We start from the raw sequence: 25,403 nt of genomic DNA, 5'->3' as shown, positions 1-25,403 counted from the left end.
TTGCGATTGTATCGGTGTTGTATATTCCCACCTCATGATGAAGCAAAGCATCGCACATATCGCCATAGTGGTCAAGGATTATGACGAGGCGATTGCTTTTTATACCGAAAAATTGGATTTCACCTTACTCAGGGATGAAAACCTAGGTAAAGGCAAACGCTGGGTGATAGTCGCGCCACCGGGAGCAAAAGAGTGTTCTCTGCTACTGGCCAAAGCGGTTACTAAAGAACAAAAAGCACATATTGGGAATCAGGCGGGTGGTAGGGTGTTTCTATTCTTATATACCGATGATTTATGGAGGGATTACCATCGTATGATCGCTAGAAATATCGATTTTGTTAGACCCCCGATTAAGATGGATTATGGTACGGTGGCAGTGTTCGAAGACCTTTATGGAAATAGGTGGGACCTTCTAGAACCAAACGATACGAAAAGCGGTGAATTTAGAGATGACTGAACTTAAAAGTCATCATTGGGGTACCAATCCAATTGTACGACTTCGATACCCTTATCATCGGCATTTACAAGCGATTTAAATTTGGCTACGTCACTAACATCGGGCTTGCCTCTGTAATGATATGGATACACTTGTTTGGGTTGAAATTCCAAAACGGCGTCCGCCGCACTTTCTACGGTCATGGTGTAGGGGAGATTCATACAAACAAAGGCCTTGTCGATGTTTTGTAAAGACCTCATTTCGGGAATATCCTCTGTATCTCCTGAGATGTAGATGCGTTGATTCCCCATATTGAGAACATAGCCATTACCACGGCCCTTGGTATGGAATTTCAAGGCTTCTTCCCGTAAGTTGTACATGGGAATAGCCTCAATGGTAATACCGTAACGTTCTTTGGAGTCACCATTATCCAGCACATCTATCTGCGGTACAAAGCTTTCCGGCATTTTGTCGGCAACGGCCTGGGGAAGGATAATTTTCGCTTTTTCCGTGTTCAGCGCCGCCAAGGTCTCAACACTGAAATGGTCGCCATGAATATCGGTAATCAATATCAAATCAGCCTGTTTTTGGCCTTCAAATGCTTCAGCGCCACCAACCGGGTCGATATAAATAGTCTTATCATTCCATTCTAAAATCAAGGTGGCATGTGAAATAGGTATTATTTTCATTTCGTTTGCTTCAACGGTGGAGGAGGCCTCGGCTACGGTTTCTGAAGTCGGTGCTTTTTTTGGTTCCTCTTTACACGCCTGCACCAGTATACATCCTATTAATAATAGTAGTAATCGTTTCATGGTGAAATTTGTTTTAGTTATGAATTAAAAGTTCCATTTTAATATCACTTCGGGCATAAGGCAGGTCTTTTTCCAATTCAACCACCTTAAAACCATATTTTCGATAAATATGAAGGGCGGTCGGCAATTTGGTGCTGGAATAAAGGACCAGTTTTTCCCACGATTTTTCTTTTGCGAAAGATACGGCGAATTCCATTAATTCTTGGCCGATTCGTAAGCCTTGATACTCCTTGTCGACGGCCATTTTGCCTAATTCATAACAAGATCCATCCAATTTAATAAAGGAAAAACAGCCTACGGTAGCATCCTCATAACGTGCAAAAAAGATGTATCCGCCAGTATCAATGATGGCTTCTTCGCAATTTTTTAATAAAATCTCATCCTTGGGCTCCACATAAAAGTATTCATTCAGCCAAGCAACGTTCAAATCCTTGAAAGTGCTAGCATATCGGGGTTCAAAAGGAATAATATCGATTGCCATATAGAATGAAATTAAAAAAAGCAGAATTAAAGTTATGATATTCTGGGAGTTGGAGCCACTTTTTTCTAGCTAAAAAATCTAAATATGTGACATCTCCGTATATAAAGCGATACAAACAAACACTTTTTTAAAAAGAACTTAATTATTAAGCATTATGACTGAAACAAAAAATAACAACGGATTAAAAGTTTTAGCGGGCTTGCTGGGTGTCGTGCTTTTGGGTACGATAATCTATACCGTTAGTCTTTATCAGGACAAAAAGAAAACGACCAACGCCCTTACGCAGGAAAAGCAATTGGTCGTTGAGGATTTGAATAGTCTGAAGTCTGAGTACGACAAGGCAATTTTGGAAAGCAACGCAACTAACGAAGAGTTGGTCGAGGCTAGGGACAATATCGCCAAGTATCTCGATTCTGTAAAAACAATGAAGGCCGATATTTCCTCTCTTTCCCGTTACAGAAGACAGGTTAGTGTGCTTAAAGCCGAAAGAGAGCAGTTGTTGAGACAAGTCGATTCTTTGACCACGTCGAATACCATGATCGCTATGCAACGTGATAGTACGTATGTTGAATTGGAAAAACAAACAGTTTTCAATGATTCACTCGTTGTTCAAAATACGCAGTTGGCCGATGTTGTTGAAAAAGGTTCTGCTTTGAATATCGTTTCTTTTACGCTTGATGCCGTTAAAGAGAGGGGTAGTGGTAAATTGTCTTCTACGTCTAGGGCGAAACGTACCGATAAACTGAAAGTATGTTTTACCGTAGCCAACAATGTCATTGCAGAAGCTGGAGATAGAGAGTTTTATTTAGAAGTTCTTGACCCACAAGGTAATGTCTTAGGTGAAAGCTATTCTAAGACAAACGATGCTGGTGCATCGGTAACCTACAGCAAAGGAACAAACTTCTACTACGAGAATAAAGCGTTGGATGTTTGCGACTATATTGGTAAGCCTGCAGGCGATTTCCAAAAAGGAAATTACATGGTAAATATCTATGACAACAAATTAACCTTGTTGGGTACCAATAAGTTTACCTTGAAATAGGAACACTCACTATCCATTAACTATAAAAGGGGACTTATCTTACGAGATCGTTCCCTTTTTTCATTGGCCTTATACAACGCTACGCTAGTTCAAAAATGCGTTTTTGGTGCAAGAGTTTCAGTTTTTAACCATTTGACAGTAAAAGAACAATGGATTATTGATTCATAGGCACGTTCTGTCTAAAGGACCGATTTCATAGGAGCCCAGTAATAGGGGGTGATTTTATCACTTCAGAAGGCCCGACCTCCGCCGGGGATGCCTACAAATTATAATTCATGGAAGCGATCTCGTGAACTTTCGAAGTAAGTACTACGCTATTTAAGTGACCCGACCATATTTTCAGGTTTTACCCATGCATCGTAGTCTTCGGCCGTTACATAGCCCAGATTGACCGCTTCTTCTTTTAGTGTCGTTCCATTCTTATGGGCAGTATTCGCGATTTCGGCGGCTTTGTAATAACCGATTTTAGTGTTTAATGCCGTAACCAACATTAGCGAATTATTGAGTAATTGGGTAATCACCTCTTGATTGGGTTCAATACCGTTCGCACAATGCTCCTCAAAACTTATACAGGCATCACCCAGTAATTGGGCCGACTGCAGAATATTCGCTGCCATCATGGGTTTGAACACGTTCAGTTCGTAATGTCCCTGTGTACCACCTATGGTAACGGCAACGTCATTGCCCATCACTTGGGCACACACCATGGTCAAGGCTTCGCATTGGGTAGGGTTGACTTTTCCGGGCATAATAGAGCTTCCTGGCTCGTTGGCCGGAATCGTAATTTCTCCGATTCCCGAACGTGGCCCCGAGGCCATCATGCGAATATCGTTCGCAATTTTATTCAAGGATACCGCCAACTGCTTTAGCGCACCGTGACTTTCAACAATTGCATCATGGGCTGCCAAGGCCTCAAATTTGTTGGCCGCGGTCTTAAACGGAAGCCCTGTAAATTCGGCAATGTACTTGGCGACCAAAACATCATAACCCTTTGGGGTATTCAGTCCGGTACCGACCGCCGTACCGCCCAATGCCAATTCAGACAGATGATCCATGGTATTGTTTAAGGCTTTCAGGCCATGGTCTAGTTGCGATACGTAACCTGAAAATTCCTGACCAAGGGTTAGGGGAGTGGCATCCATCAAGTGGGTACGGCCTATTTTGACAACATTTTTAAATTCTTGGGCTTTTTGATGTAGCGTATTCCTTAATTGGGTTACACCAGGCACGGTAGTCTCCATGATTTTTTTGTAGGCAGCGATATGCATTCCTGTTGGAAAAGTATCGTTCGACGATTGTGATTTGTTCACATCATCATTGGGCTGGATGGTCTTTTCCCCTTGACCTATTTTTTTTCCCGCTATTTCATGTGCCCTGTTCGCAATGACCTCGTTAACGTTCATATTGCTTTGGGTACCTGAACCCGTTTGCCAAATGACCAAAGGAAATTGATCATCCAACTTCCCGTCGAGAATTTCATCGCAAACCTGTGTTATGAGGTCCCGTTTTTCTTCCGCTAGCACACCTAGTTCACAATTGGTATAGGCAGCAGCCTTTTTTAAATAAGCAAAACCATAGACCACATCCATGGGCATTGACGCCGCTGGACCTATTTTAAAATTGTTTCGGGAACGCTCGGTTTGGGCACCCCAATATTTTTCCGAGGGCACTTTTACCTCGCCCATTGTATCTTTTTCTATTCGATATTCCATAAACCTGCAATTGATTAAGCATATAAAGTTAAGACTTTGTCAAGAATTCCTGATGGTTCAGCGAAGTTTTATAAGGTATTCTACGGAAGTGTATCGAAAATTGCCGGTAGGGCTAAAAACCACATATATATTGGAGTTATCCGATAAGCCTCGAATGAATTGTGAACATTTATGCAGTGAGTATAGGTACATCGAAAAAAATAGGAGGTTGGGCAGCCATTGCAGAACGGTTTGCATTAGGGAAAGTGCTATTGTGCTTATCCCCTAGAGCGGAATAAAATACGAACCGTGTCAATACTTTTTTACTTTTCGTCGGCTTTTGGCTGAATGCTTATCTGTGGATAAGTCATGTCAAGATGCTTCCTTGCGTCGATGTGATCATCAATTCTACCTAAATTTTACTCCGTTGCGCTATAAATTTTGTTCGATTCGTTTGCAGGTTTTCCATTTTTCAAAGTATCTTTGTAATGTAAATAGGTAAACAATGTTCGATTTCGACCAGTATTTAGGATTTTTAGCGTTTTTAACAATTCTCACCATAGGTTTTTGGCTGATGATTTTCTTGTTGACTTTCGTTATACCCTACTGGTTGTTCGGTAACCTTATAGAACAATTCAAAGAAAGACGCAAGGCAAAACAAGCCCGGCGAAACACATAACAAAAAGGAGCCAATCGGCTCCTTTTTAGTTCATAAGTGTTTTTTTTACTAGCCTTCTTCTTCGAAATCATCATCTCCACCACCTCTTTGCCGGTCTCCTCTTTCATTTTTCTTTTGATTGAACCGGTATAGGAACGACAAGTTAATCTGGCGAACTCTCCACTGAAATTCGCTATAGCTCGCGATATTCTCCGTCCTGATTTCGCTACGTCGTTTTCGACTATTGAACAAATCGCTTACATTTAAGGAAAGCGTTGCCTTATCTTTAATCACGTCTTTGCTAAAGGCGAGGTTTGTACTCAAGATACCTTTCCTATTGGTTTGGGCATCTTTTGTGGGTCCGCGATAAAACAGATTGGTCTGAAAGTCGATTTTTCCCGGTAAAGGTATTTTGGCACTTACACGGGTAAACCAGGTAAGGTTATCCGCATCGAAATTTTGAATGATTTCCTCACCTTGGGAATTCTCATAGGTATAATCCCCTCGCAATTGTTGTTGAAAGAGATTCAGGTTCCAGGTAATGCGCCAATTCCGCTTTGGGGTATAGGTGGTGGTAAACTCTAGACCGTAGCGTTTGTCGTTGGCCAAATTGATTGGCGTTCTTGCCTGTACCGGAATGTCAATGGTCTCCAAGTTATCGGGACCTATTGGTAGCGTAGCGTCAAATCCGGGATTTTCAATACGTACAAAGTCTCCCGTTTCTTGGGTTATAAATTGAAATACTCCTGTTGAATTGTTAAAATAAATAGAGGTGTTGAAAGTAATTTTATCCCATCGTTTCAAGTAACCGAAATCATAGGCGTCGGTATAGGTGGGATCTAAGTCGGGATTTCCTTGAAAAAGGTTGGTATTGCTCGACCTTGAAGGAAAAGGATTGATAAACCGAGATCTCGGGCGTCGAAGCCTTCTGCTGTAACTTAGGGTAAGCTGCTCTGTTTCGGAAAACTCATATCCCAAAAACAAAGACGGAAACCAATCGGTGTATTTTTTGTTGGTGACCTCATCGGTATCGACGAGTTCAACGCCGATATCCGAAGCTTCCATGCGCAAACCGCCCAACAGATTAAATTTTCCAAATTTACTTCCCAGTTGGGTGTACAAGGCATTTACGTATTCCTTATAATTCAATTCGTTGCTGAAATTGGGGTTGCTATCCAAAACACCATTTTCCAAAACCCCGAAATCGAAATCGGTATTGAAATTATTAAATGTTCCGCGGTATCCGAACTCGAATTGCGATGCATTTTCTTTGCCGAAGGGCAGCACATAATCCATTTGGAGCAATTGGTTTTTTTGGGTTTCGTCGTTGATGGTCTGTTCGGTATCAAAATCGATCGACTCGCCTATAATCTCCTCGTTAATAATCGAATTCTCTATTTCGGAACCTGTGGAATACTGATAGTCCATGGTAAGTTCGTGACCATTATCATCGATTTTTTTTTGGTAGTTTACCGAATATTGAATGTCTTCTTCGTCTTCAAGTTCATTGGTAAAACGCTCTCTTTCAATAGTCGGATTACCAGATGCATCAAAATTCTCAAAATCGATATCAATGGTATCATCGCCATCTGATTTGCGATAGACAAATGAATTTGTAATACTACTCGTATCATCTAGAAAGAGCTCAAAACCTATATTGGTGTTGAAACCATCGCTTTGTCTTTGGTAATCTCGGTATTCGTTCTGGAAACTGGCCGTAGTACCATCGGGATTAAAGTTTTCCTGCTCGAAAAGTGCATTTCCAGGACCACTTCTATATCTATAGGAAGTATTGGTGAAAAAATTGAATTTATCCCGTCGAAGATTTAAACTTAAGTTACCACCATAACTGGTCGGAGTACCGACGTTGACATTTACGGAACCGTTCAAACCAGTGGTCTTGCTCTGTTTCAGTATAATATTCAAAATACCGGCGGTACCTTCGGCATCATACCTGGCGGAAGGATTGGTGATGACCTCGACTTTTTCGATGGCCTCGGCAGGAAGTTGCTGCAAGGCATCGGGACTCAAACCGGATAGGGCGGAGGGCTTCCCGTTAATAAGGATGCGAACGCTCTCATTTCCACGAAGACTAATATTACCTTCCACATCAACGGTCACCGAGGGTACGTTATCCAAAACATCTGTTACGGAGCCTCCCTTAACCGTGAGATCGGAGCCGACATTATAAACTTTCTTATCTAAACGGAGTTCAACGGTAGTGCGTTCGCCAACGACCTCGACGGCCTCAAGCTGCTCGACATCCAGACTTAAACGCACTACACCTAGGTCTGTCGATTCTCGAAAAACCTGCTCCGGTAATTCATACGTCTTAAAGGAAATATACTCTACACGTACATTATAACGACCTGGCATTGTTTCCACACTGAACTTGCCGGTCGCGTCTGAAATACCCCCGGTTACCCTATCGGGATTACGAACACTTTGAAGCACCAAGGTGGCATATTCAAGAGGGGCTCCTGTCTCTTGGTCTAATACTGTTCCTGAAATGATTATCGGGTCAGGTCTTTGGCCTTCAGGCCTTTGTGCGAGTGAGATAGATGACACCAATAATAGCGCACACAGAAACAGTTTATTCATATGATTATTTTGATTTGTCCTTCTTCTTTGATTTTTTCCTTCGTTCTTTCTTTTTCTCCTTTTTCGACTTCTGAAGGCCTTTTTCCATCATTTCTACAAAGCCTTCGTATTTCTCCGGCGGAAGTCCGGCCTTGATTTCCGCATCCTGTTTTTCGGTGATTTTTTCAAACCCTTCCTTCATCTTTTCAGGACTCAACTTTAGAATTTGCATTTCTATTCGTTGCTGCACGTATTTTTTCAGTATCGAACTTAAAACCGCCGATTCAAAATCGTTGAGCTCCAATGTCTCGGCAATGGTCGGCATCTGTTCGTCTACCATTTCATCGGCTGTTTTTGGTTTTGGAGGTTCGGGGGCCGTATCGGGTTGTGCCGAAAGGCTTCGATTTCTTCCGTAACCATATCCGCCTCTTCCGTATCCGTATCCACCGCCACCATAGCCGTATTGTGCATGTAGTTCCGCTCCGAAAAGCATTATTGTAAAAAATGAAAGCCAGTAAATTTTGCTCGATTTCATGTTGTTATGGTTTAGATATTAAAATTATTTCAAGGTTTAACTGAGCTTGGTTAAAGCTTTGTTAAAACTACCTTGCAAGAAGTATTCCGTAATATTCCTCAAGGTGGTCGTTTTTATGAATTCTTTAAAAGAGTGACAATATTCTCTAATGGCCTTCCGATAACCGCTTTGTTTCCTTTCATTACAATAGGACGCTCTATCAACTTTGGATGTGCTATCATAGCATCGAGTATTTCCTCGTCTGTCAATAATTTTCCTCTATACTTTTCTTTCCAGATTTGCTCATTTTTACGCACCAGCATCTCGGGTTTGATTGCCAAACAGTTCAATACTTCCCGCAATTCCGGTTTGGTGGGCACTTGTTCAAGATACTTGACGACTTCAAAATCCTCACCCGACTTTTCAAGCGCGTCGAGCCCCTCTCGGGATTTTTTACATCTGGGGTTGTGATAGATTTTTATCATTTTGTTACAATTAAATACTGCTCGAAACAAATGGTTTTAAAAGCGAATTTTTTAAAGTCTAAAGGATTGGCATTTATTCTCATCTAACGTCTATTGCCGACTTTCCAATACCGATTCATCATTCTTCTTCTTTTTGTCCCATCATCATGAGATAGGCTTTTAAGAAGGCGTCTATCTGACCGTCCATTACCGCATCTACATTACCGGTTTCCTCTGATGTGCGTACGTCCTTTACTAGTTTATACGGATGCATGACATAGTTGCGGATTTGAGATCCCCACTCGATTTTCATCTTGGAGGATTCGATTTCCTGTCGGGCTTCCATTTTTTTGCGCAGTTCTATTTCGTACAGTTGCGATTTTAGCATTTTCATAGCTGTGGCCCGATTATCGTGTTGCGATCGGGAATCGGAACAGGAAATCTGGATGCCGGATGGTTTGTGTACCAACTGAACCTTTGTCTCCACTTTATTCACATTTTGTCCTCCCGCACCACTAGATCTGGCGGTGGTAATTTCAATATCGGCGGGGTTCACATCGATTTCTATGCTGTCGTCTACAAGGGGATATACATAAATTGACGCAAATGAAGTGTGTCTTTTGGCATTGCTGTCAAAAGGGGAAATGCGTACCAAACGGTGTACGCCATTCTCACCTTTGAGCCATCCAAAGGCATAATCGCCATCAATTTCCAAGGTAACGGTCTTGATGCCCGCGACATCGCCCTCTTGGTAGTTCAGTTCCTTTACCTTATACCCGTTCTTTTCGGCCCACATCATATACATACGCATGAGCATGGCCGCCCAATCGCAGCTTTCGGTTCCCCCGGCACCGGCGGTTATTTGGAGCACGGCAGGGAGTTCGTCCCCCTCTTCGGAGAGCATGTTCTTAAACTCCATCCTTTCAATAAGATCCAAGGCTTTTTGGTATTGCGATTCTACCTCTGCATCACTGATTTCGCCAGCAGCATGGAATTCCAAAAATACTTCAAGATCTCCGGTCAACGCAACGGCCTTATCATAATCATCTACCCATTGTTTTTTGGATTGGATGAACTTCATATGCAGTTGGGCCTCTTGGGGGTTGTCCCAAAAGTCCGGGGAGAGCGTCTTTTCTTGCTCGTTCTCTATTTCAATAAGCTTGGCATCAATGTCAAAGATACCTCCTTAACGCACCAAGGCGATCCTGTAGACCATTGTAAAGGTCTGTAGTAATTGTCATTTCAATTGCTTTTAGGCAAAAATAGGGTTCTTTTTGATATTCCTATTCTTTTATGCCATTGATATTTCTTCTTGCCATAATTTGATTCTTAACCTTAATTTGAGGAGGGCCAGTATGTGTGGAGATGGTATTTATTGCTGCTGCTGTTGCCCTAAAACCTTAACGGAATGTACGGTCTTATTTTTACCTGAGGTGTATACCACGCCTCTAAGCGGGGAGCAGTCGTTATAATCCCTGCCGTGGGCTACTTTTATATGATTCGTATTGGCGAGTAGGTTATTCGTAGGGTCGAAACCGATCCAACCCACGTTCGGAATATAGGCTTCGGCCCATGCGTGCATTTGTGAATCTCCAAAATAACCGTTTCCCTGATGCAGATACCCGGAAACATACCGCGCAGGAACCCCGTTCTGCCGTGCAAGGGCACAAAAGAGATGCGTGAAATCCTGGCATACTCCGTGCCGCTTCTCGATAATTTCATCTAAAGTTGTCTCTACGTCGGTTACATCCGTTTTAAAATAGATGTGTATAAACGTCCATTCGTTTAAGGACTGAAGATTCTCGAAAATCGATTTCTTCTCATCAAATCTGAAAATATTTCGATTTTTATCGGGCACTCTAGTAAAATGCGTTGCGCTTAGAAAAGCCTCGAAATCAACCTTAAAATTCAATTCTTGTAGCTTTTTATAGCCCTTTTCGCTTTCCTCCTCCAGTTCAAAATCAAAAGGATTTACCTCCTTTTTAACAAGCCTAAAGGTCGCCTCGAAGGATATTTCCTTGAACCGTTGTTTCGGGTGTACCCTAATGGTTTGAAAACCATAACCATTGGTGGAATATTCATTGGCCGCATTGATGGAATTTTTGAAATCTATTCCTATAAATTCTTGCGAACTGTTCTGTTGTGGAATAATCAAAAATTGCCAATGTGCTTCATGAACCCACTCCTCGTAGGTATTTTGGGCCGTATATGTAATGGAGTATTCTAATGGCATAGGAATCGAAAATTGCCTTAAAGGTAGTTCTTATATAGCCTATTAATAATTAAAAAACTCCGATTCCATTTTTTGGCTAATTTCGGAAAGATTGTCGAGGATATCTTTTATGAATGATTGAATATCCTCCTCAATCTCCTTAATATATTTGTACTCGTATTCGGCGCGTACCTTACCGACCAGGAATGCGGTCGAATTTTTGTTGTATTTTTTGCTTGGGTCCAGTACCTTGATGTGTTTGTATACTTGGTTCAAGCTGTTCATTATAGACCGCGGGCAATTTGGGTTGAGTATCAAAAATTCGAGCGTCGAGATGCTGTTGGGGGTTTTTTTGTAGAACCTACGCATCATATCATACGATTCGGCGCATTTCAATAAGGTGGTCCATTCAAAGCTATTACTAAATTTATCACCATAGCTCCCCTGCGATTTTAAGGCATCGTTGTATTTGGCATTGATCATACGGATGATTTGTGTGGCCCGTTCAATATTCACTCCCATCATGATAATCGCATAAATTTCATTGTGCAATAGGGTACCACGCATCTTACCTCGTAAAATGGCGCTCATTTCAGTAATATTCACGGTAAAATCATGTAAGCCGTTCTTCACATAAGCCTCAGCATCGTATTTCAGAACAAAATGATAGAATTTGTTAATGGCTTCGTACAATTCGGTTGAGATTAAATCCCGGGCGCTGTTCGCATTTTCCCGGGCGTACTTGACATTATTGATGATTGAGAAAGGATAATCGTTGTCCAATCCTATTTTATACAACACTTTTTCCTCATCCAAAACCTTGGTTTCATCATGCTCGGGATCGCCCACCATAAAAAGCATGGAGCGCAGTACGAATTGTCTTGACTGGGATAGCTCGTTAGGCGCGTCGAGCGACGAGAAATAATTTACATTGATATATCTGGCAATATGTTCGGAACGTTCGATATAACGGCCCATCCAAAAAAGGTTATTCGCTACTCTTGCTAGCATAGGGTTGTCTGGTTATTTAAGTGTAAAGTGAATGAAATTGTTTTAAGGTAAAAAAGTATTTTGCTACAGGTCTAGTGTAAGCGAATTCGTGACATTTTTTCGTTACAAATACATTTTGACCACATTATTTGAGTACCCAAGTATCTTTTGATCCCCCGCCTTGAGAGGAGTTTACGACCAAGTTTCCTTTCTGCAACGCTACACGCGTCAGCCCTCCTTTTAATACGAACTCCTTGTCCTTTCCTAGGACTGTAAATGTTCTTAAATCGACATGGCGTTGTTCAAAGGATTCGGAATCATCTATATAAGTGGGATGTACTGAGAGCGACATTATGGGTTGCGCAACATATTTCCTGGGGTTTTCGGACACCTGTTTTTTCACGGTCTCTATTTCCTCTTTGGTTAATCTGTTACCGATCGATATGCCATATCCGCCCGCCTCGTCTACTGGTTTGATGACGAGCTCATGTATGTGTTCCAAAACGTATTTTAATTCGTCGGGACGGCTGCAATGATAGGTGTGCACATTGTTTAAAATCGGTTCTTCGTTCAAGTAATATTTGATGATTTCGGGCATGTAGGTATAAACAGCCTTGTCATCGGCTACCCCCGTCCCAGGGGCGTTCGCCAAGGTGACATTGCCTTTTTTGTACGCAGCGAATAGCCCGGGCACGCCTAGGGACGAATCCGGCCTAAATTCCAATGGGTCGATAAAGGCATCGTCTATACGCCGGTAGATGACATCGACCTTTTTGGGACCTCGTATTGTTTTCATGTATACAAAATCATTCTCTACAAAAAGATCGCGGCCTTCTACCAATTCTACGCCCATGGTCTTGGCCAAATAGGAATGTTCGTAAAAGGCCGAATTGAACATTCCTGGAGTAATGACAACTACATTGGGAACGTCTACCCCTTTTGGCTTGACCGTTTCCAAAAGGTCTAAGAGATTTTCGGCATAATTGGTAACGGTGTGCGTCTGATAATGATTGAAAACGCCGAACAATGCCCGTTTTAATGCAGTGCGGTTGCAAATAACATAACTCACCCCGGAAGGGCAACGAATATTGTCCTCAAGAACATAATATTTACCGTCGTTGTGTTTGATAACATCAGTTCCCGAAATATGATTATAAATGCCTCCCGGAGGATCTATTCCGTTCATTTGGTGCAAATAGTTCGCCGATGAACTAATAAGCTCCATGGGTACTATCCCTTGTTTGATGATTTTCTTCCCGTGGTAAATATCCCATAAAAAAAGATTTAAAGCCTTGCTCCTTTGAATGGCGCCCCGTTCGATGATATCCCATTCCTGTGGATCGATAATACGCGGAAATAGATCAAAAGGAAAAATTTTCTCCTTGGTTTCCTCCTTATCGTACACCTGAAATGTAATGCCTTGGTTGAAGAAAGAAGCTTTCGCTTTCTCGTTCAGCTTCACATAATCCTTTTTGGAATGCTCGCCATATAGATTAAAAAGCTTGGAGTACATTTCTTTTACCTTTCCCTCCGTATCATATAATTCATCGTATAGTATCGGGTTTCGGTCGTAGGAGGAGAAGATTTGGTTGTTTATTTTGGACATAGTACATCGGTTTGGTTTAAAATACTGGTTTTCTTTCGATTTAGCGGGGAAAATTTGATAATTGTATCACAGAATATTGCCATATGCTCAAAAATCAGTTGCATTTTTTACGGAATTCCCTTTTGTTTTGTTGATTTACCTATGCGGCCGTTTTAATTGTTTTTGGCTAATTTTAGCACTGACCAATTTCTGTACTAAAAAACACTCATGAAACATCCTTCTTTATTCTGCCTGCTAAGCTTACTCTGTTCTCTGGCCCTATTCGGACAATTTGCCGAGAAGAGCAAGGACTTTCAAAAATTCAGTGGCTTCTTTAATTTTCAACATGATGACAAAACCGATAAGGTGTACTTAGAGGTGGCGGAACTTAAAAAGGAGTTCCTCTATGTGTACTCGTTGAGTAGTGGAATCGGGAGTAATGACATCGGCTTGGATAGGGGACAGCTCGGTAACGAGCAAGTAGTATTCTTTAGAAAGGCGGGAAACAAATTGATGTTGGTACAACCGAACCTTAAGTTTCGGGCTTTGACGGACAACAATTTGGAACGGAAATCCGTAGAGCAGGCATTTGCGACATCCATTTTAGGGGGATTCAAGATCGAAGAAGAAAAGGGTGGGAAATATATAATCGATATCACTGATTTTCTGATGCAGGATACCCACGGGGTCGCCGGTCGTTTAAAGCGAAACGAACAGGGAAATTACAGTGTTGACAAAGACAAGAGTGCCATGGCCTTGGAACGGACCAAGGCGTTTCCCAAAAATATCGAATTCGACGTAACGCTCACGTTTAAGGGAGAGGCCAAGGGAGACAACATTCGTTCGGTTAGTCCGAATGCTAGCTTGGTTACCGTGGCGCAACATCATTCGTTTATCGAATTACCTGATGATAATTTTGTAAAACGGGAATTCGACCCACGAAGCGGAGCGTATCCTTTTATGTATTACGATTATTCCACCCCCGTTCAAGAACCGATATTAAAACGATTTATAACAAGGCATCGGTTGGAAAAGAAAGACCCGACTGCCGCCGTGAGCGAAGCGGTCGAACCGATTGTTTATTATTTGGATAACGGCACGCCTGAACCGGTACGGTCAGCCCTGCTGGAGGGTGGTCGCTGGTGGAATCAGGCATTTGAGGCCATAGGCTACAAAGATGCTTTTCAGGTAAAAATACTACCCGACGATGCCGACCCATTGGACGTTCGCTATAATGTCATACAATGGGTACACCGTTCCACAAGGGGCTGGAGCTACGGTAGTAGTATTACCGATCCCCGCACCGGCGAAATAATGAAAGGCCACGTGAGCCTCGGTAGCCTCCGAATCAGACAGGATTTTCTGATCGCACAGGCATTGATGAACAAACCTTTTGCGGAAAGGGATGACAATTACCAACCGATGTTGAATTTGGCGATTGCTCGAATTCGGCAACTTTCGGCACATGAAATCGGCCATACTTTGGGTTTTGCGCACAACTATGCGGCTAGCACGAACGACCGCGCCTCGGTAATGGACTATCCCCATCCGCAGTTTTCGGTCAAGGGCGATGAGATCGACTTTTCAAATGCCTATGCGACCGGAATCGGGGAGTGGGACAAGGTTTCCGTAGCCTATTCTTACGAGAGTTTTCAGGACGAAGCGAATGAAAAAGAGGAGTTGGACAAAATCTTAGACCAGGCCAAAACAGACGGGTTGCGTTTTATTACCGATCAGGATGCCCGCCCACAGGGGAGTGCACATGTTCTGGCGCATTTGTGGGACAACGGCAAGAATGTAAGTGAAGAATTGGATGCGATGCTGAATGTTCGTAAAACCGCAATCGCCAATTTTTCGATGGATAATATTCGAAGTGGGGAAGCGTATTCGGTTTTAGAGGACGTGTTTGTGCCATTGTACTTTTTTCATAGGTACCAAACGGAAGGTGTTGCCAAAATTATAGGGGGATTAGAATACAATTATGCTGTAAAAGGCGACGGACAGGAAACGGTCAAAATTGTTAACAAGTCCATGCAAGAGGAGGCATTAAAAAGCATTCTGAAAACCTTGGATGCAAATGAGATTGCGATTCCCAAGGAAAAGCTGGCGCTTTTCCCGCCCAGGGCTTTTGGTTTTGGAAGAACCCGGGAGTCGATTAATGGGAAAACCGGAGTTTCTTTTGATGCACTTTCCGCCGCCGAAACCGCGGCCGACATGACATTAGGGTTTTTATTGCATCCGGAACGTGCATCCCGTCTTATTCAACAAAAGGCCATCGACCCTTCAAACCTAGGGCTGGCCGAAGTTTTGGATGAAGTTGGTCGTAATACGATTCAGCGAGAACATAAGGATGCTTATTTAAATGAAGTGCAGCAGAATATCAATTTCAGGGTGTTGTTTCACTTCATGAATTTGGCCGCTCATGATGGCGTTCATCCACAGGTAAATGCCATAGCGCATGAAAAGCTCAGGGCCATGAAGTCTATGATAACGAAAGGTGCAAAAAGCGCCAGTAGTATAGAAATGGTTCGAAGAATCAATCACTTTTATGACGAAATCGATGATTTTAAAGTAATTGCGACCCCTAAATTACCCGACGGTTCGCCCATTGGTATGGATTGTTTTCATTAATAAGCGCAAACACAAATATAAACGCAAAATACAAAACCAAATTCAAACGATTGGAATTTGGTTTTGTATTTCTATTTAGTCGAAATCTATTGGAAATAAACTTAATTAGCGATACGGTTACAAAGCCCTCTGCAGGGATGTTAAATGCCATGATGTCCGCCGAAGTCGGCGATGACGTCTTTAAGGCGGACCCAACAGTGAATGCTTTGGAAGAAAAAGCGGCCGCATTGTTCGGCACCGAGGCGGCATTATACTTTCCATCAGGTACGATGACTAACCAAACTGCGATCAAATTGCATACCCAACCCGGAGATCAGCTCATATGTGATAAATATGCGCATGTCTATAATTATGAAGGCGGTGGGGTCAGTTTTAATAGTGGCGTTTCCTGTAAATTGGTCGATGGGCATCGGGGTATGATGACGGCTGAACAGGTCGAGGCGGCAATCAATCCACCGGATTTCTACCATAGTCCGCTAACGTCTTTGGTGTGTATCGAGAATACGACTAACAAAGGGGGTGGCGCGTGCTGGGATTTTAAGGAGCTCAAGCGAATAAAAGAAGTTTGTGAACGACATGGGCTACGCTATCACTTAGACGGCGCAAGACTTTGGAATGCCTTGGTGGCCAAAAATGAATCGCCAGAACAGTACGGGGCACTTTTCGACAGCATCAGTATCTGTTTGAGTAAAGGGTTAGGCTGTCCGGTCGGGTCGGTTTTGGTAGGGAACCAGGATTTGATAGATCGGGCCATGCGGGTACGAAAGGTTTTCGGCGGTGGTATGCGACAGGCTGGATTTCTAGCAGCGGCCGGTATCTATGCCTTGGACAACCATACGGAAAGACTAGCGGAGGATCATCGAAAAGCCAAGGAAATCGGAGCGGTCTTGCAAAGCCTGCCTATAATATCAAAAGTAGAGCCGATAGAAACGAATATTGTCATCTTTGAGTTGGAAGAGGCGAAAATGCCTGCGGATGATTTCGTCAACTATCTTAAAGATCAAAACGTACATCTCATAGGAATGGGGCAGGGAAAGCTAAGAATCGTAACCCATTTAGATTATTCCGATGAGGAGCATGATGTTTTCTTGTCCATTCTGAAAAATTTATAGCGCCGTTAAATCGGCTGGAAGATCGGCAATGCGCTTTTTAAGGTGTTTGATACCATTTTCCATTCCCGCTTCCGATTCGAAAACCCCGCTTTTGCCAATAAGCTCCCGTTCGGCATTTTTTAAATGAAAAAGAAATTTGCCCTCATAATCGGTCTTTCGTTCAAAGAACAAGGATTTATAGACTGCCGGGTTCAATGCGTTTATAGTTCTTTTAATATGCTCCTTCGATGGATACGGAACACTTTGAAGCAATATTATCCCGTCTGCGCTTCTCAATTCAAACCGGAATGTATCATTCGTTTCTGCCTTAATTTCAACCATTTATTGGTTTTTTTATAAAAATATCGATACTTTCAGGCTTTATCAAATAATTCCTGTTAAGCTTTTGAAGCGGAGCAGGCAATCTGATAAACCTCAATTAACCAACCAAAAAAGGCTTTCCGCATAGGAAAGCCTTTTTAATACAATTAATGTGCGTTGTTTTGGTCAAGGTATCAAAACTTCATCATGAAACGTACTAAAAGTATAACAGCACTGCATTTGGCGATGGTGGTATCCGTTGCCCCAGGGTGCTGCTATTTAAATAGCCCATCCATACCCGGAATATTCGGTATCCCTTCCTTCGCTACTGCGGCAAGTTCGGCCTCGTTTACCGCCGTTGCCTTTTCAATCGCTTTATTCAAGGTCAAAATCAGATAATCCTCAAGCTGTTCCTTGTCCGATAACAGGCTCTCATCAACGCTGATTTCCTTAATGGTTCTATTGGCGGTAATGGTAACTTTCAGCAATCCGTCTGACGATGATTCATCGATTAATACGGAATGCATCCGTTCTTTGGTCGCTTCTACTTTAGCTTGGGTCTCTTTTAGCTTTCCCATCATGCCCATCATATCTCCGAACATAGTTTTCTATTTTTAAGATTCAATTATGTCTTGTATCAACTGTGATGTGGTAAAATTACTAAATTCGCAACTCAAATAGATATCTATGCTACGCTCCGATTATTTTAAAGCTCTTGTCCTCGTATGTATTACTTTTGCATCCTCTTGTACAAACGAACAAAAAGAAATGAACCAAGCCAACCCCCCGATTGCCAAAAAAATCCCTAAAAATCTCGATAAACACGGCGATGTTAGGATTGACAACTATTATTGGATGAATGATAGGGAAGACAAGGAAGTCATTGCGCATTTAGAAAGGGAGAATGCCTACAAAGATTCCTTGATGGCGCATACCGAAGATTTTCAAAATACCTTGTTCGAAGAAATGAAAGGTCGCATTAAAGAGGATGATTCTTCGGTCCCCTATAAAAACAATGGATACTGGTATATAACCAGCTTTAAAACAGGGCAACAATATCCGATATACTCCAGAAAGAAGGAAAGCTTGGATGCCGAGGAGCAAATCATGTTCGATGGTAACGAGATGGCAAAGGGCCACGAATATTTTAAGTTAGGTGGACTTTCGGTCAGCCCCGACAATAGTTTGGCGGTTTTCGGGATTGATACGGTTTCTCGAAGACAATATACCCTGCAGATTAAAAATTTGAATACAGGAGAAATCTATGATGATAAGATAGACAATACGACAGGCGGGGCGGTATGGGCAGATGACAACAAAACTATTTTCTATGCGAAGAACGATACGGTAACCCTGCGCTCCGATAAGATTTATAGACATGTACTGGGCACGCCTACAAGTGAGGATGTATTGGTACATCATGAGGATGATGAGACTTTTATTTCGTATGTATACAAGACGAAATCAAAAAAGTTCATCGTTATTGGTTCGTACAGCACCCTCACCTCCGAGTTCCAGATTTTAAGGGCGAACGACCCCAGCGGCGATTTTCAGGTCTTTACTCCTAGACAAAGGGGATTGGAACACAGTATCGCCCATTACGGCGATGATTTTTATGTAATGACGAATAAAGATGGCGCGACCAACTTTAAGTTGATGAAAGTAAAGGAAGGGAATACCAATGTGGAGCATTGGAAAGAATTCATTCCGCATCGAAAAGAGGTGCTCTTGGAGGATATTGAGATTTTTAAGGACTATTACGTTCTTTCGGAACGGGAAAACGGACTAAACCGTATCAAGATCGTTCGTTGGGATGGTACGAACGAGTATTATCTGCCTTTTGAGAGCGAAACGTATACTGCTGGCGTTGGCACCAACCCGGATTTTAATACGAACATCTTGCGTTATGGCTATAATTCGATGACGACACCGAGCTCTACCATTGATTTTGACATGGCCACCAAGGAAAAAGAGGTGAAGAAAGAGCAAGAGGTCTTAGGTGGCAAGTTCAATAAAGCGAATTACCTTGAAAAGAGGATATGGGCAACGGCTCGTGATGGAGTCAAAGTACCCATGTCTATCGTGTATCACAAAGACACCAAGTTGACCAAAGATACTCCCGTTCTCCAATACGCCTATGGATCCTACGGAGCGACCATGGACCCATACTTCTCAACCGTACGCTTGAGTTTGCTGGACCGTGGCTTCGTTTATGCCCTGGCGCACATTCGCGGCGGGCAGTATCTGGGAAGGCCTTGGTACGAAGAAGGAAAACTGCTTAAAAAGAAGAATACCTTTACCGATTTTATCGATTGTTCCAAGTATTTGGTAGCCGAAGGATATACCAGTCCAGAGCATTTATACGCCATGGGTGGCTCTGCAGGAGGTCTCCTCATGGGTGCCATAGTGAATATGAATCCCGAATTATACAAAGGTATAGTCGCAGCGGTACCCTTTGTAGATGTTATTACGACCATGTTAGATGACTCGATACCGTTGACGACTGGGGAATACGACGAATGGGGCAATCCCAACGAGAAAGAATACTATGAGTATATGAAATCGTATTCGCCTTATGATAATGTTCAGGCGATGGCCTATCCGAATATGTTGGTTACCACGGGATTGCATGATTCCCAAGTGCAATACTTTGAACCGGCCAAATGGGTCGCCAAGCTTAGGGAAATGAAAACGGACGATAATCTATTGCTTTTCGATATTAATATGGATGCTGGTCATGGCGGAGCCTCCGGACGTTTTGAGGCTTTAAGGGAAGTGGCCAAAGAATACGCTTTTATCCTGGATTTGGAAGGGAAAATGGATTAATTAAAAAATTCACTAATTTTGTGGCGTGAATTTTGTTAATGCAGGCATTAACGGAAAACCCCTAAATGGAGAAAAAAATAGCAGCAGTAGACAATGTATTGGCCTTAATCGGAAATACGCCTTTAGTCAGGCTCAATCGAATTACCGAATCGTTGTCCGGAAATTTCTATGCAAAAGTAGAAGCTTTCAATCCAGGGCATTCGGCGAAAGACCGTATAGCCCTTCATATAATAGAAGAGGCCGAAAGAAAAGGGATTCTTTCGCCGGGAGACACCATAATCGAGACTACTTCGGGCAATACGGGATTCAGTATCGCAATGGTAAGTATCGTTAAGGGCTACAAGTGTATTTTGGCGGTAAGTTCAAAATCGAGCCCCGATAAAATAGACATGTTGCGCTCAATGGGGGCAAACGTCTACGTTTGTCCGGCTCACGTTAGTGCCGATGACCCTCGGTCTTATTATCAGGTAGCCAAGCGACTCCACAAAGAGACAAAGGGCAGTATTTACATCAACCAGTATTTCAATGAACTGAATATAGATGCCCATTACAAATCTACCGGCCCGGAAATTTGGGAACAGACCAACGGTCGGATTACCCATTTAATAGCGTGTAGTGGCACTGGTGGCACGATTTCGGGTACAGCGCGTTACTTAAAGGAACAAAATGCCGGTATCAGGATTATCGGTGTTGATGCCTTTGGGAGTGTGTTAAAAAAGTTTCATGAAACCGGGGAATTGGATGAAAGTGAAATTTATCCGTATCGAATCGAAGGTCTTGGTAAGAACATGATTCCTTCCGCAACCGATTTCGATGTAATCGATAAGTACATAAAGGTCAGCGATGAGGAAAGTGCCCATACGGCAAGGGAACTATCGAGAACCGAAGGTATTTTCGCCGGTTATACTTGTGGGGCGGTCATGCAAGCGATAAAACAACTTGACGCAGATGGAGAGTTTAACGAGAACAGTCAAGTGGTCGCAATTTTTCCAGACCACGGATCGCGGTACATGAGTAAAATATATAGTGACGACTGGATGGAGGCCCAAGGCTTCCTAGGTAACAAAGAAGTGGAAGAGACCCCGAAAGTACAAATGGTAAAATAGCCAAAAAAAAGGTTCAAAATAATAATCGGCAATGGTTCGCAAGAGCCATTGCTTTTTTTATGGTGTCAATAAAATTGTTTAAAAAGTCAGGGCGAGCAGCTATGAAAACAGTCCAAAAAGCCATATTTTTGCACAAACTACAGCGCACATGAGAGATTTGTTCGACAGAATCATCGAGAATAAGGGACCATTGGGGAAATGGGCCTCACAGGCAGAGGGATACTTTGTTTTTCCCAAATTGGAAGGACATATCTCCAATAGAATGAAATTTCAAGGAAAGGAAGTCATTACCTGGAGCATTAATGATTACTTGGGATTGGCAAATCTGCCAGAAATCAAGAAAATAGACAGCGAGGCGGCTGCAGAGCATGGTGCAGCTTACCCCATGGGCGCGCGTATGATGAGCGGGCACACCGAATTTCACGAGCAGTTGGAACAGGAATTGGCCGATTTCGTACAGAAAGAATCCGCGTATTTACTGAATTTCGGATATCAGGGTATTCTATCTTGTGTTGACGCTTTGGTTTCCAAAGACGATATTATCGTATATGACGTAGATTGTCACGCTTGTATCATAGACGGTGTACGATTGCATATGGGCAAACGCTTCACGTTCAAACATAATGACGTTGAGAGTTTAGAGCTGAATTTGGAGCGCGCCGAGAAAATGGCGGAGCAGACAGGTGGCGGTATTCTTGTGATTTCCGAGGGAGTCTTTGGAATGCGTGGACAGCAAGGAAAATTAAAGGAAATCGTTGCGCTGAAGAAAAAATACAACTTCCGTCTTTTGGTCGACGATGCCCATGGTTTCGGAACTTTAGGTAAAACAGGTGCGGGTGCGGGTGAAGAACAGGGAGTACAGGCGGATATCGATGTTTATTTTGCCACGTTTGCAAAGTCTATGGCCAGTATCGGAGCTTTTCTGGCCGCTGATAAGGAGATTATCGACTATTTGAAATACAACCTCAGATCACAGATGTTTGCCAAATCGTTGCCCATGATTTATGTGAAAGGGGCATTGAAGCGATTGGATATGTTGCGTACCCAGCCAGAATTGAAGGCCAAATTATGGGAAAATACCGATGCCTTGCAAAACGGACTCAAGGAACGCGGATTTGACATCGGGACCACAACAAGCTGTGTAACGCCGGTCTACCTAAACGGAAGTATTCCTGAGGCAATGGCCTTGGTTAAGGACCTTCGTGAGAATTACGGAATATTCTGTTCTATAGTGGTTTATCCTGTCATACCTAAAGGATTGATTTTATTGCGAATGATTCCTACGGCAACCCACACAATGGACGACATTAACGAAACATTGGAGGCTTTCTCCGCTATTCGCGAGCGATTGGAAAACGGTACCTACAAGAGACTGTCCGCTGCGGTCGCGGCTGCAATGGGCGAGTAATTGAGACGTTACATTGAATAAAAAACCAGAAATCCGAACTTTAAGCATTAGACTTTAAGTTCGGATTTCTGGTTTTGGTTGCTTTAAATTCGCAAGCTATATAAACGTATTGTCAAAAATATTCCTTTCGTCTTAGGGGGTGATTAAAATAGTATGTTATCCCGCTGCTTCATTTAGGACAAGTTCTTGCGATACGTGCATCTGCGTTTGTAGATAACGGGACTAAAATGCTTCCACATTTGGCGAATAGCCGTGTTATCCTCCAACTCCGGTGTTCGGTAACACATATTGATATTCTTCTTTGTAAAGGTCTTGTGGTATTCATTGAAAATAATCGCTGTTACACCCTTGTTTTGATATTCTGGATGTATTCCTATTAAATAAAAATAGACGTCTTTGTTCGTTTTCTTCGCTTTTAATAAATGGAATATCCCGAATGGAAATAATTTTCCATTTGCCCTTTGCAATGCCTTGGAGAACGATGGCATTACAATGGCGAACGCAATCAGCTCGTTGTTTGCATCAACAATGAACTTAATGTATTCCGGATTGATAAAACTGATGTATTTCTTTTTAAAATAGGCTTTTTGTACATCCGAGATGGGTACAAAGGAAGATAGGTTTGCATAGGTCGTGTTGAAAAGATCGAACATTTTATCGGCCATCGGCAGCACTTCGGAAGTCCTTGTGAAATTGATTTCCCGCAGCGAATAGCGTCTTTTGATCAAATCGTTCAATCGGGTAAATAGTTTGGGGTCTGCGTTGTTCGCTGGAAACTTGTTCTCAACATAGCCTTTTTCCTTACGGAAACCCAAACGTTCATAATGATTTTTGTAGTAAGCATAGTTATACCAAGTAATCATACTCCCTATATGATCGAAACCCTCGGTCAGAACTCCGACCTTGTCCAAATTACTAAAGCCGACAGGGCCTTCCGTAAACTCAAGCTTGTTTTCCTTGCCTATGGCGATGACTTTGTTCAACAGGGCCTCTGAAACTTCCGTATCATCTATAAAATCGAACCAGCCAAAACGCATTTTGGCTACTTTTTGAAGAGTGATTTCCGTTTTATTGATGATGGCGACGATACGACCGGCGATTTCACCGTTTTTATAGGCTAAAAAGAACCAAGCATCTGCATTTTTAAAGGACGGATTTTTCGATTTGTCGAATGATTCCAACTCATCGGCAATAATAGGGGGAACCCAATAAGGGGAATCTCTGTATAAGGAAAACGGAAACTTTACGAAGGCTTTTAAATCCGCTTTGGTAACAGCTTCTTTTAGGGTGACCATTGCTCATTCTTTCAATGGTCAATATTAATCATATTTGGGTAGAGCAGGAAATAACTTGGATGATATTACGAATCCGTTTCGTGTTAAAACTCAATCTCCCCACTATTGTTTTTCTTGCCTTTGTTTTTCTTTTTTTCGGCCTTTTTAAGTTTTCGAAGCTGCTTCTTGGAAGGCCCTAGATCAATATCCTCTGCACCGGATCCATTTTTCTTTTTCTCTTTTCCGTCCTTCTTTTTCTTCTTCATGGCGTTCTTCTTAATCGGCCCGCCATTCTCCCCAGCTTGCTGCTCTTCGATCGGCTTAAGTTTGTCTCTATGAAGGTCGATACGATAAGAGGCGCCGGCCTGCACGAATATTCTAGTAGGGGTGTCCTTAAAACTGGCTCCCATATTGATATCGGTCTGCAGGTTGTCGGTTATCAAATAGGCGACGCCACCGCGTAAAAGCGCATCTGCATAACGGTCGCTATCAATACCTTGATGCTCGACAAAAACACTCCACTTGGGATTTCTGAAGGCATGTGAAAGGGAAATCAGATAGCTCAATTCCGGAAAAGGTGAGGAGATGCGGTCGTAGGCAATGTTCGTAATCAGTACGAAACGAGGCGTAAGTCTACTTTGGGTAGCCACCATAGCGCGATACGAAACCGTCGGGTCCCCAATATAGAACGGGTTATCGCCTAGGTTGAAGGTAGCCCCGCCGTAAAGGGCCACAGATGGGATAAGGTTTTTGAACTTGAACCCATAATTAGCTTTCCAGCTATACAGATCGGGTTTGTTGCGTTCCGGATTCTTGTAGCGATCATATAACAAGTATTTGAGTCCTAGCCTGTTCCTATTAAAATCGGTGAAGTTCGTTGTCGTACCCGCCTCTGTGAACATGACATCGTTATTTTGGTAGGTGCCTTCCCAATTGATTTCCAAGCGTTCAAAGAGCAGGCCATAGCGCAACGAAAAGTCACCGCCCCAGATATTGGTTTGGGTATTGAGCAACGAATGGTCACTTTGCTCATAAAAGGCTCCGGCTTCGAATTGAATTACATTTGTACCAACGGCATACGCACTAACCGATAGTCCTGGCCGGTTTGAGTTAATAACATCGGTATATTGCGAAATACCCAGAAAGGGCAGGAGTAGAAAAGTTAAAAACGCTTTGTACTTCATTGGTAATTGTATTTTTTTTGAAATTCTTATTTCGTGCTCCATACTTCGTGCTCCATACTTCGTGCTTCCCACTTTGTATTTTCCACTTCGTACTTCC

At 42.6% G+C, this 25,403-nt stretch carries 21 protein-coding genes; 7 read left to right on the top strand and 14 right to left on the bottom strand.

The features are described 5' to 3' along the window. Positions 1-34 precede the first annotated feature (34 nt). Complete coding sequence (locus FGM00_RS08630) at positions 35-457, top strand: VOC family protein (RefSeq protein ID WP_236262979.1); 423 nt, start codon at positions 35-37, stop codon at positions 455-457. Between the two features lie 2 nt (positions 458-459). Here the strand turns inward: FGM00_RS08630 and FGM00_RS08625 are convergent, their stop codons facing one another. Together FGM00_RS08625 and FGM00_RS08620 are read right to left on the bottom strand one after the other, a co-directional pair. Continuing rightward, positions 460-1,248, bottom strand: a complete 789-nt coding sequence (locus tag FGM00_RS08625; RefSeq protein WP_138852515.1) for an MBL fold metallo-hydrolase — start codon at positions 1,246-1,248, stop codon at positions 460-462. 13 nt (positions 1,249-1,261) lie between these two features. Next, positions 1,262-1,729, bottom strand: coding sequence for a GNAT family N-acetyltransferase (locus FGM00_RS08620; protein WP_138852514.1), 468 nt, complete (start codon positions 1,727-1,729; stop codon positions 1,262-1,264). 154 nt (positions 1,730-1,883) lie between these two features. Here FGM00_RS08620 and FGM00_RS08615 point away from each other — a divergent pair, with 154 nt between their 5' ends. Beyond that, the gene (locus FGM00_RS08615; RefSeq protein WP_138852513.1) at positions 1,884-2,771 is read left to right on the top strand and encodes a hypothetical protein; all 888 of its coding nucleotides are present in this window, start codon (positions 1,884-1,886) and stop codon (positions 2,769-2,771) included. A 314-nt stretch (positions 2,772-3,085) separates the two neighbouring features. Here the strand turns inward: FGM00_RS08615 and fumC are convergent, their stop codons facing one another. The 8 genes from fumC to FGM00_RS08575 form a co-directional block, all read right to left on the bottom strand. Beyond that, positions 3,086-4,483 (bottom strand): class II fumarate hydratase, encoded by a 1,398-nt coding sequence (gene fumC, locus FGM00_RS08610; protein WP_138852512.1) that lies wholly within the window; start codon positions 4,481-4,483, stop codon positions 3,086-3,088. A 706-nt stretch (positions 4,484-5,189) separates the two neighbouring features. Continuing rightward, complete coding sequence (locus tag FGM00_RS08605; protein WP_138852511.1) at positions 5,190-7,721, bottom strand: TonB-dependent receptor; 2,532 nt, start codon at positions 7,719-7,721, stop codon at positions 5,190-5,192. 4 nt (positions 7,722-7,725) lie between these two features. Then, entirely contained in the window at positions 7,726-8,235 is a 510-nt protein-coding gene (locus tag FGM00_RS08600; RefSeq protein ID WP_138852510.1) for a hypothetical protein, read from the bottom strand. Positions 8,236-8,348: 113 nt separating this feature from the next. After that, a complete protein-coding gene (gene arsC / locus FGM00_RS08595; protein WP_138852509.1) occupies positions 8,349-8,699 on the bottom strand; it encodes an arsenate reductase (glutaredoxin) in 351 nt (116 codons plus the stop codon). A 118-nt stretch (positions 8,700-8,817) separates the two neighbouring features. Then, a protein-coding gene (prfB, locus tag FGM00_RS08590) for a peptide chain release factor 2 (RefSeq protein ID WP_236262978.1) occupies positions 8,818-9,919 on the bottom strand; the annotation gives its coding sequence in 2 pieces (ribosomal slippage) (positions 8,818-9,852 and positions 9,854-9,919; 1,101 coding nt in all). 131 nt (positions 9,920-10,050) lie between these two features. After that, positions 10,051-10,911 (bottom strand): transglutaminase-like domain-containing protein, encoded by an 861-nt coding sequence (locus FGM00_RS08585; protein WP_138852507.1) that lies wholly within the window; start codon positions 10,909-10,911, stop codon positions 10,051-10,053. Positions 10,912-10,953: 42 nt separating this feature from the next. Next, on the bottom strand, positions 10,954-11,901 hold the full coding sequence (locus FGM00_RS08580) for an alpha-E domain-containing protein (protein WP_138852506.1): 948 nt from the start codon (positions 11,899-11,901) through the stop codon (positions 10,954-10,956). A gap of 124 nt (positions 11,902-12,025) precedes the next feature. Continuing rightward, positions 12,026-13,486 (bottom strand): circularly permuted type 2 ATP-grasp protein, encoded by a 1,461-nt coding sequence (locus FGM00_RS08575; RefSeq protein WP_138852505.1) that lies wholly within the window; start codon positions 13,484-13,486, stop codon positions 12,026-12,028. 207 nt (positions 13,487-13,693) lie between these two features. Between FGM00_RS08575 and FGM00_RS08570 the strand changes: the two genes are divergently transcribed. Then, the gene (locus tag FGM00_RS08570) at positions 13,694-16,096 is read left to right on the top strand and encodes a zinc-dependent metalloprotease (RefSeq protein ID WP_138852504.1); all 2,403 of its coding nucleotides are present in this window, start codon (positions 13,694-13,696) and stop codon (positions 16,094-16,096) included. A gap of 89 nt (positions 16,097-16,185) precedes the next feature. After that, a complete protein-coding gene (locus FGM00_RS08565; RefSeq protein WP_138852503.1) occupies positions 16,186-17,208 on the top strand; it encodes a threonine aldolase family protein in 1,023 nt (340 codons plus the stop codon). On the opposite strand, the gene FGM00_RS08560 is transcribed toward FGM00_RS08565, so the two are convergent. Both FGM00_RS08560 and FGM00_RS08555 read right to left on the bottom strand, forming a co-directional pair. Next, positions 17,203-17,529, bottom strand: coding sequence for a YegP family protein (locus FGM00_RS08560; RefSeq protein ID WP_138852502.1), 327 nt, complete (start codon positions 17,527-17,529; stop codon positions 17,203-17,205). The two genes, FGM00_RS08565 and FGM00_RS08560, sit on opposite strands and share 6 nt — an antisense overlap. 254 nt (positions 17,530-17,783) lie before the next feature. After that, positions 17,784-18,110, bottom strand: a complete 327-nt coding sequence (locus tag FGM00_RS08555) for a YbaB/EbfC family nucleoid-associated protein (RefSeq protein ID WP_138852501.1) — start codon at positions 18,108-18,110, stop codon at positions 17,784-17,786. A 166-nt stretch (positions 18,111-18,276) separates the two neighbouring features. Here FGM00_RS08555 and FGM00_RS08550 point away from each other — a divergent pair, with 166 nt between their 5' ends. The 3 genes from FGM00_RS08550 to FGM00_RS08540 all read left to right on the top strand — a co-directional run bounded on the left by FGM00_RS08550 (position 18,277) and on the right by FGM00_RS08540 (position 22,848). Then, positions 18,277-20,334, top strand: coding sequence for a S9 family peptidase (locus FGM00_RS08550; RefSeq protein WP_236262976.1), 2,058 nt, complete (start codon positions 18,277-18,279; stop codon positions 20,332-20,334). Between the two features lie 65 nt (positions 20,335-20,399). Further along, positions 20,400-21,440 carry a PLP-dependent cysteine synthase family protein gene (locus FGM00_RS08545; protein WP_138852499.1) on the top strand — a complete coding sequence of 347 codons (1,041 nt, stop codon included), beginning with the start codon at positions 20,400-20,402 and terminating at the stop codon, positions 21,438-21,440. 148 nt (positions 21,441-21,588) lie between these two features. Continuing rightward, entirely contained in the window at positions 21,589-22,848 is a 1,260-nt protein-coding gene (locus tag FGM00_RS08540; protein WP_138852498.1) for an aminotransferase class I/II-fold pyridoxal phosphate-dependent enzyme, read from the top strand. A 173-nt stretch (positions 22,849-23,021) separates the two neighbouring features. On the opposite strand, the gene FGM00_RS08535 is transcribed toward FGM00_RS08540, so the two are convergent. Then, entirely contained in the window at positions 23,022-24,143 is a 1,122-nt protein-coding gene (locus FGM00_RS08535; RefSeq protein ID WP_138852497.1) for a GTP cyclohydrolase, read from the bottom strand. 83 nt (positions 24,144-24,226) lie between these two features. Then, positions 24,227-25,306 carry a transporter gene (locus FGM00_RS08530; protein ID WP_138852496.1) on the bottom strand — a complete coding sequence of 360 codons (1,080 nt, stop codon included), beginning with the start codon at positions 25,304-25,306 and terminating at the stop codon, positions 24,227-24,229. Positions 25,307-25,403 lie beyond the last annotated feature (97 nt).

The sequence above is a fragment of the Aggregatimonas sangjinii genome, assembly GCF_005943945.1.
Taxonomy (GTDB): Bacteria; Bacteroidota; Bacteroidia; order Flavobacteriales; family Flavobacteriaceae; genus Pelagihabitans; species Pelagihabitans sangjinii.
The sequence above is the reverse complement of the archived record's forward strand: the minus strand, read 5'-3'. Positions and strand labels throughout refer to the sequence as shown.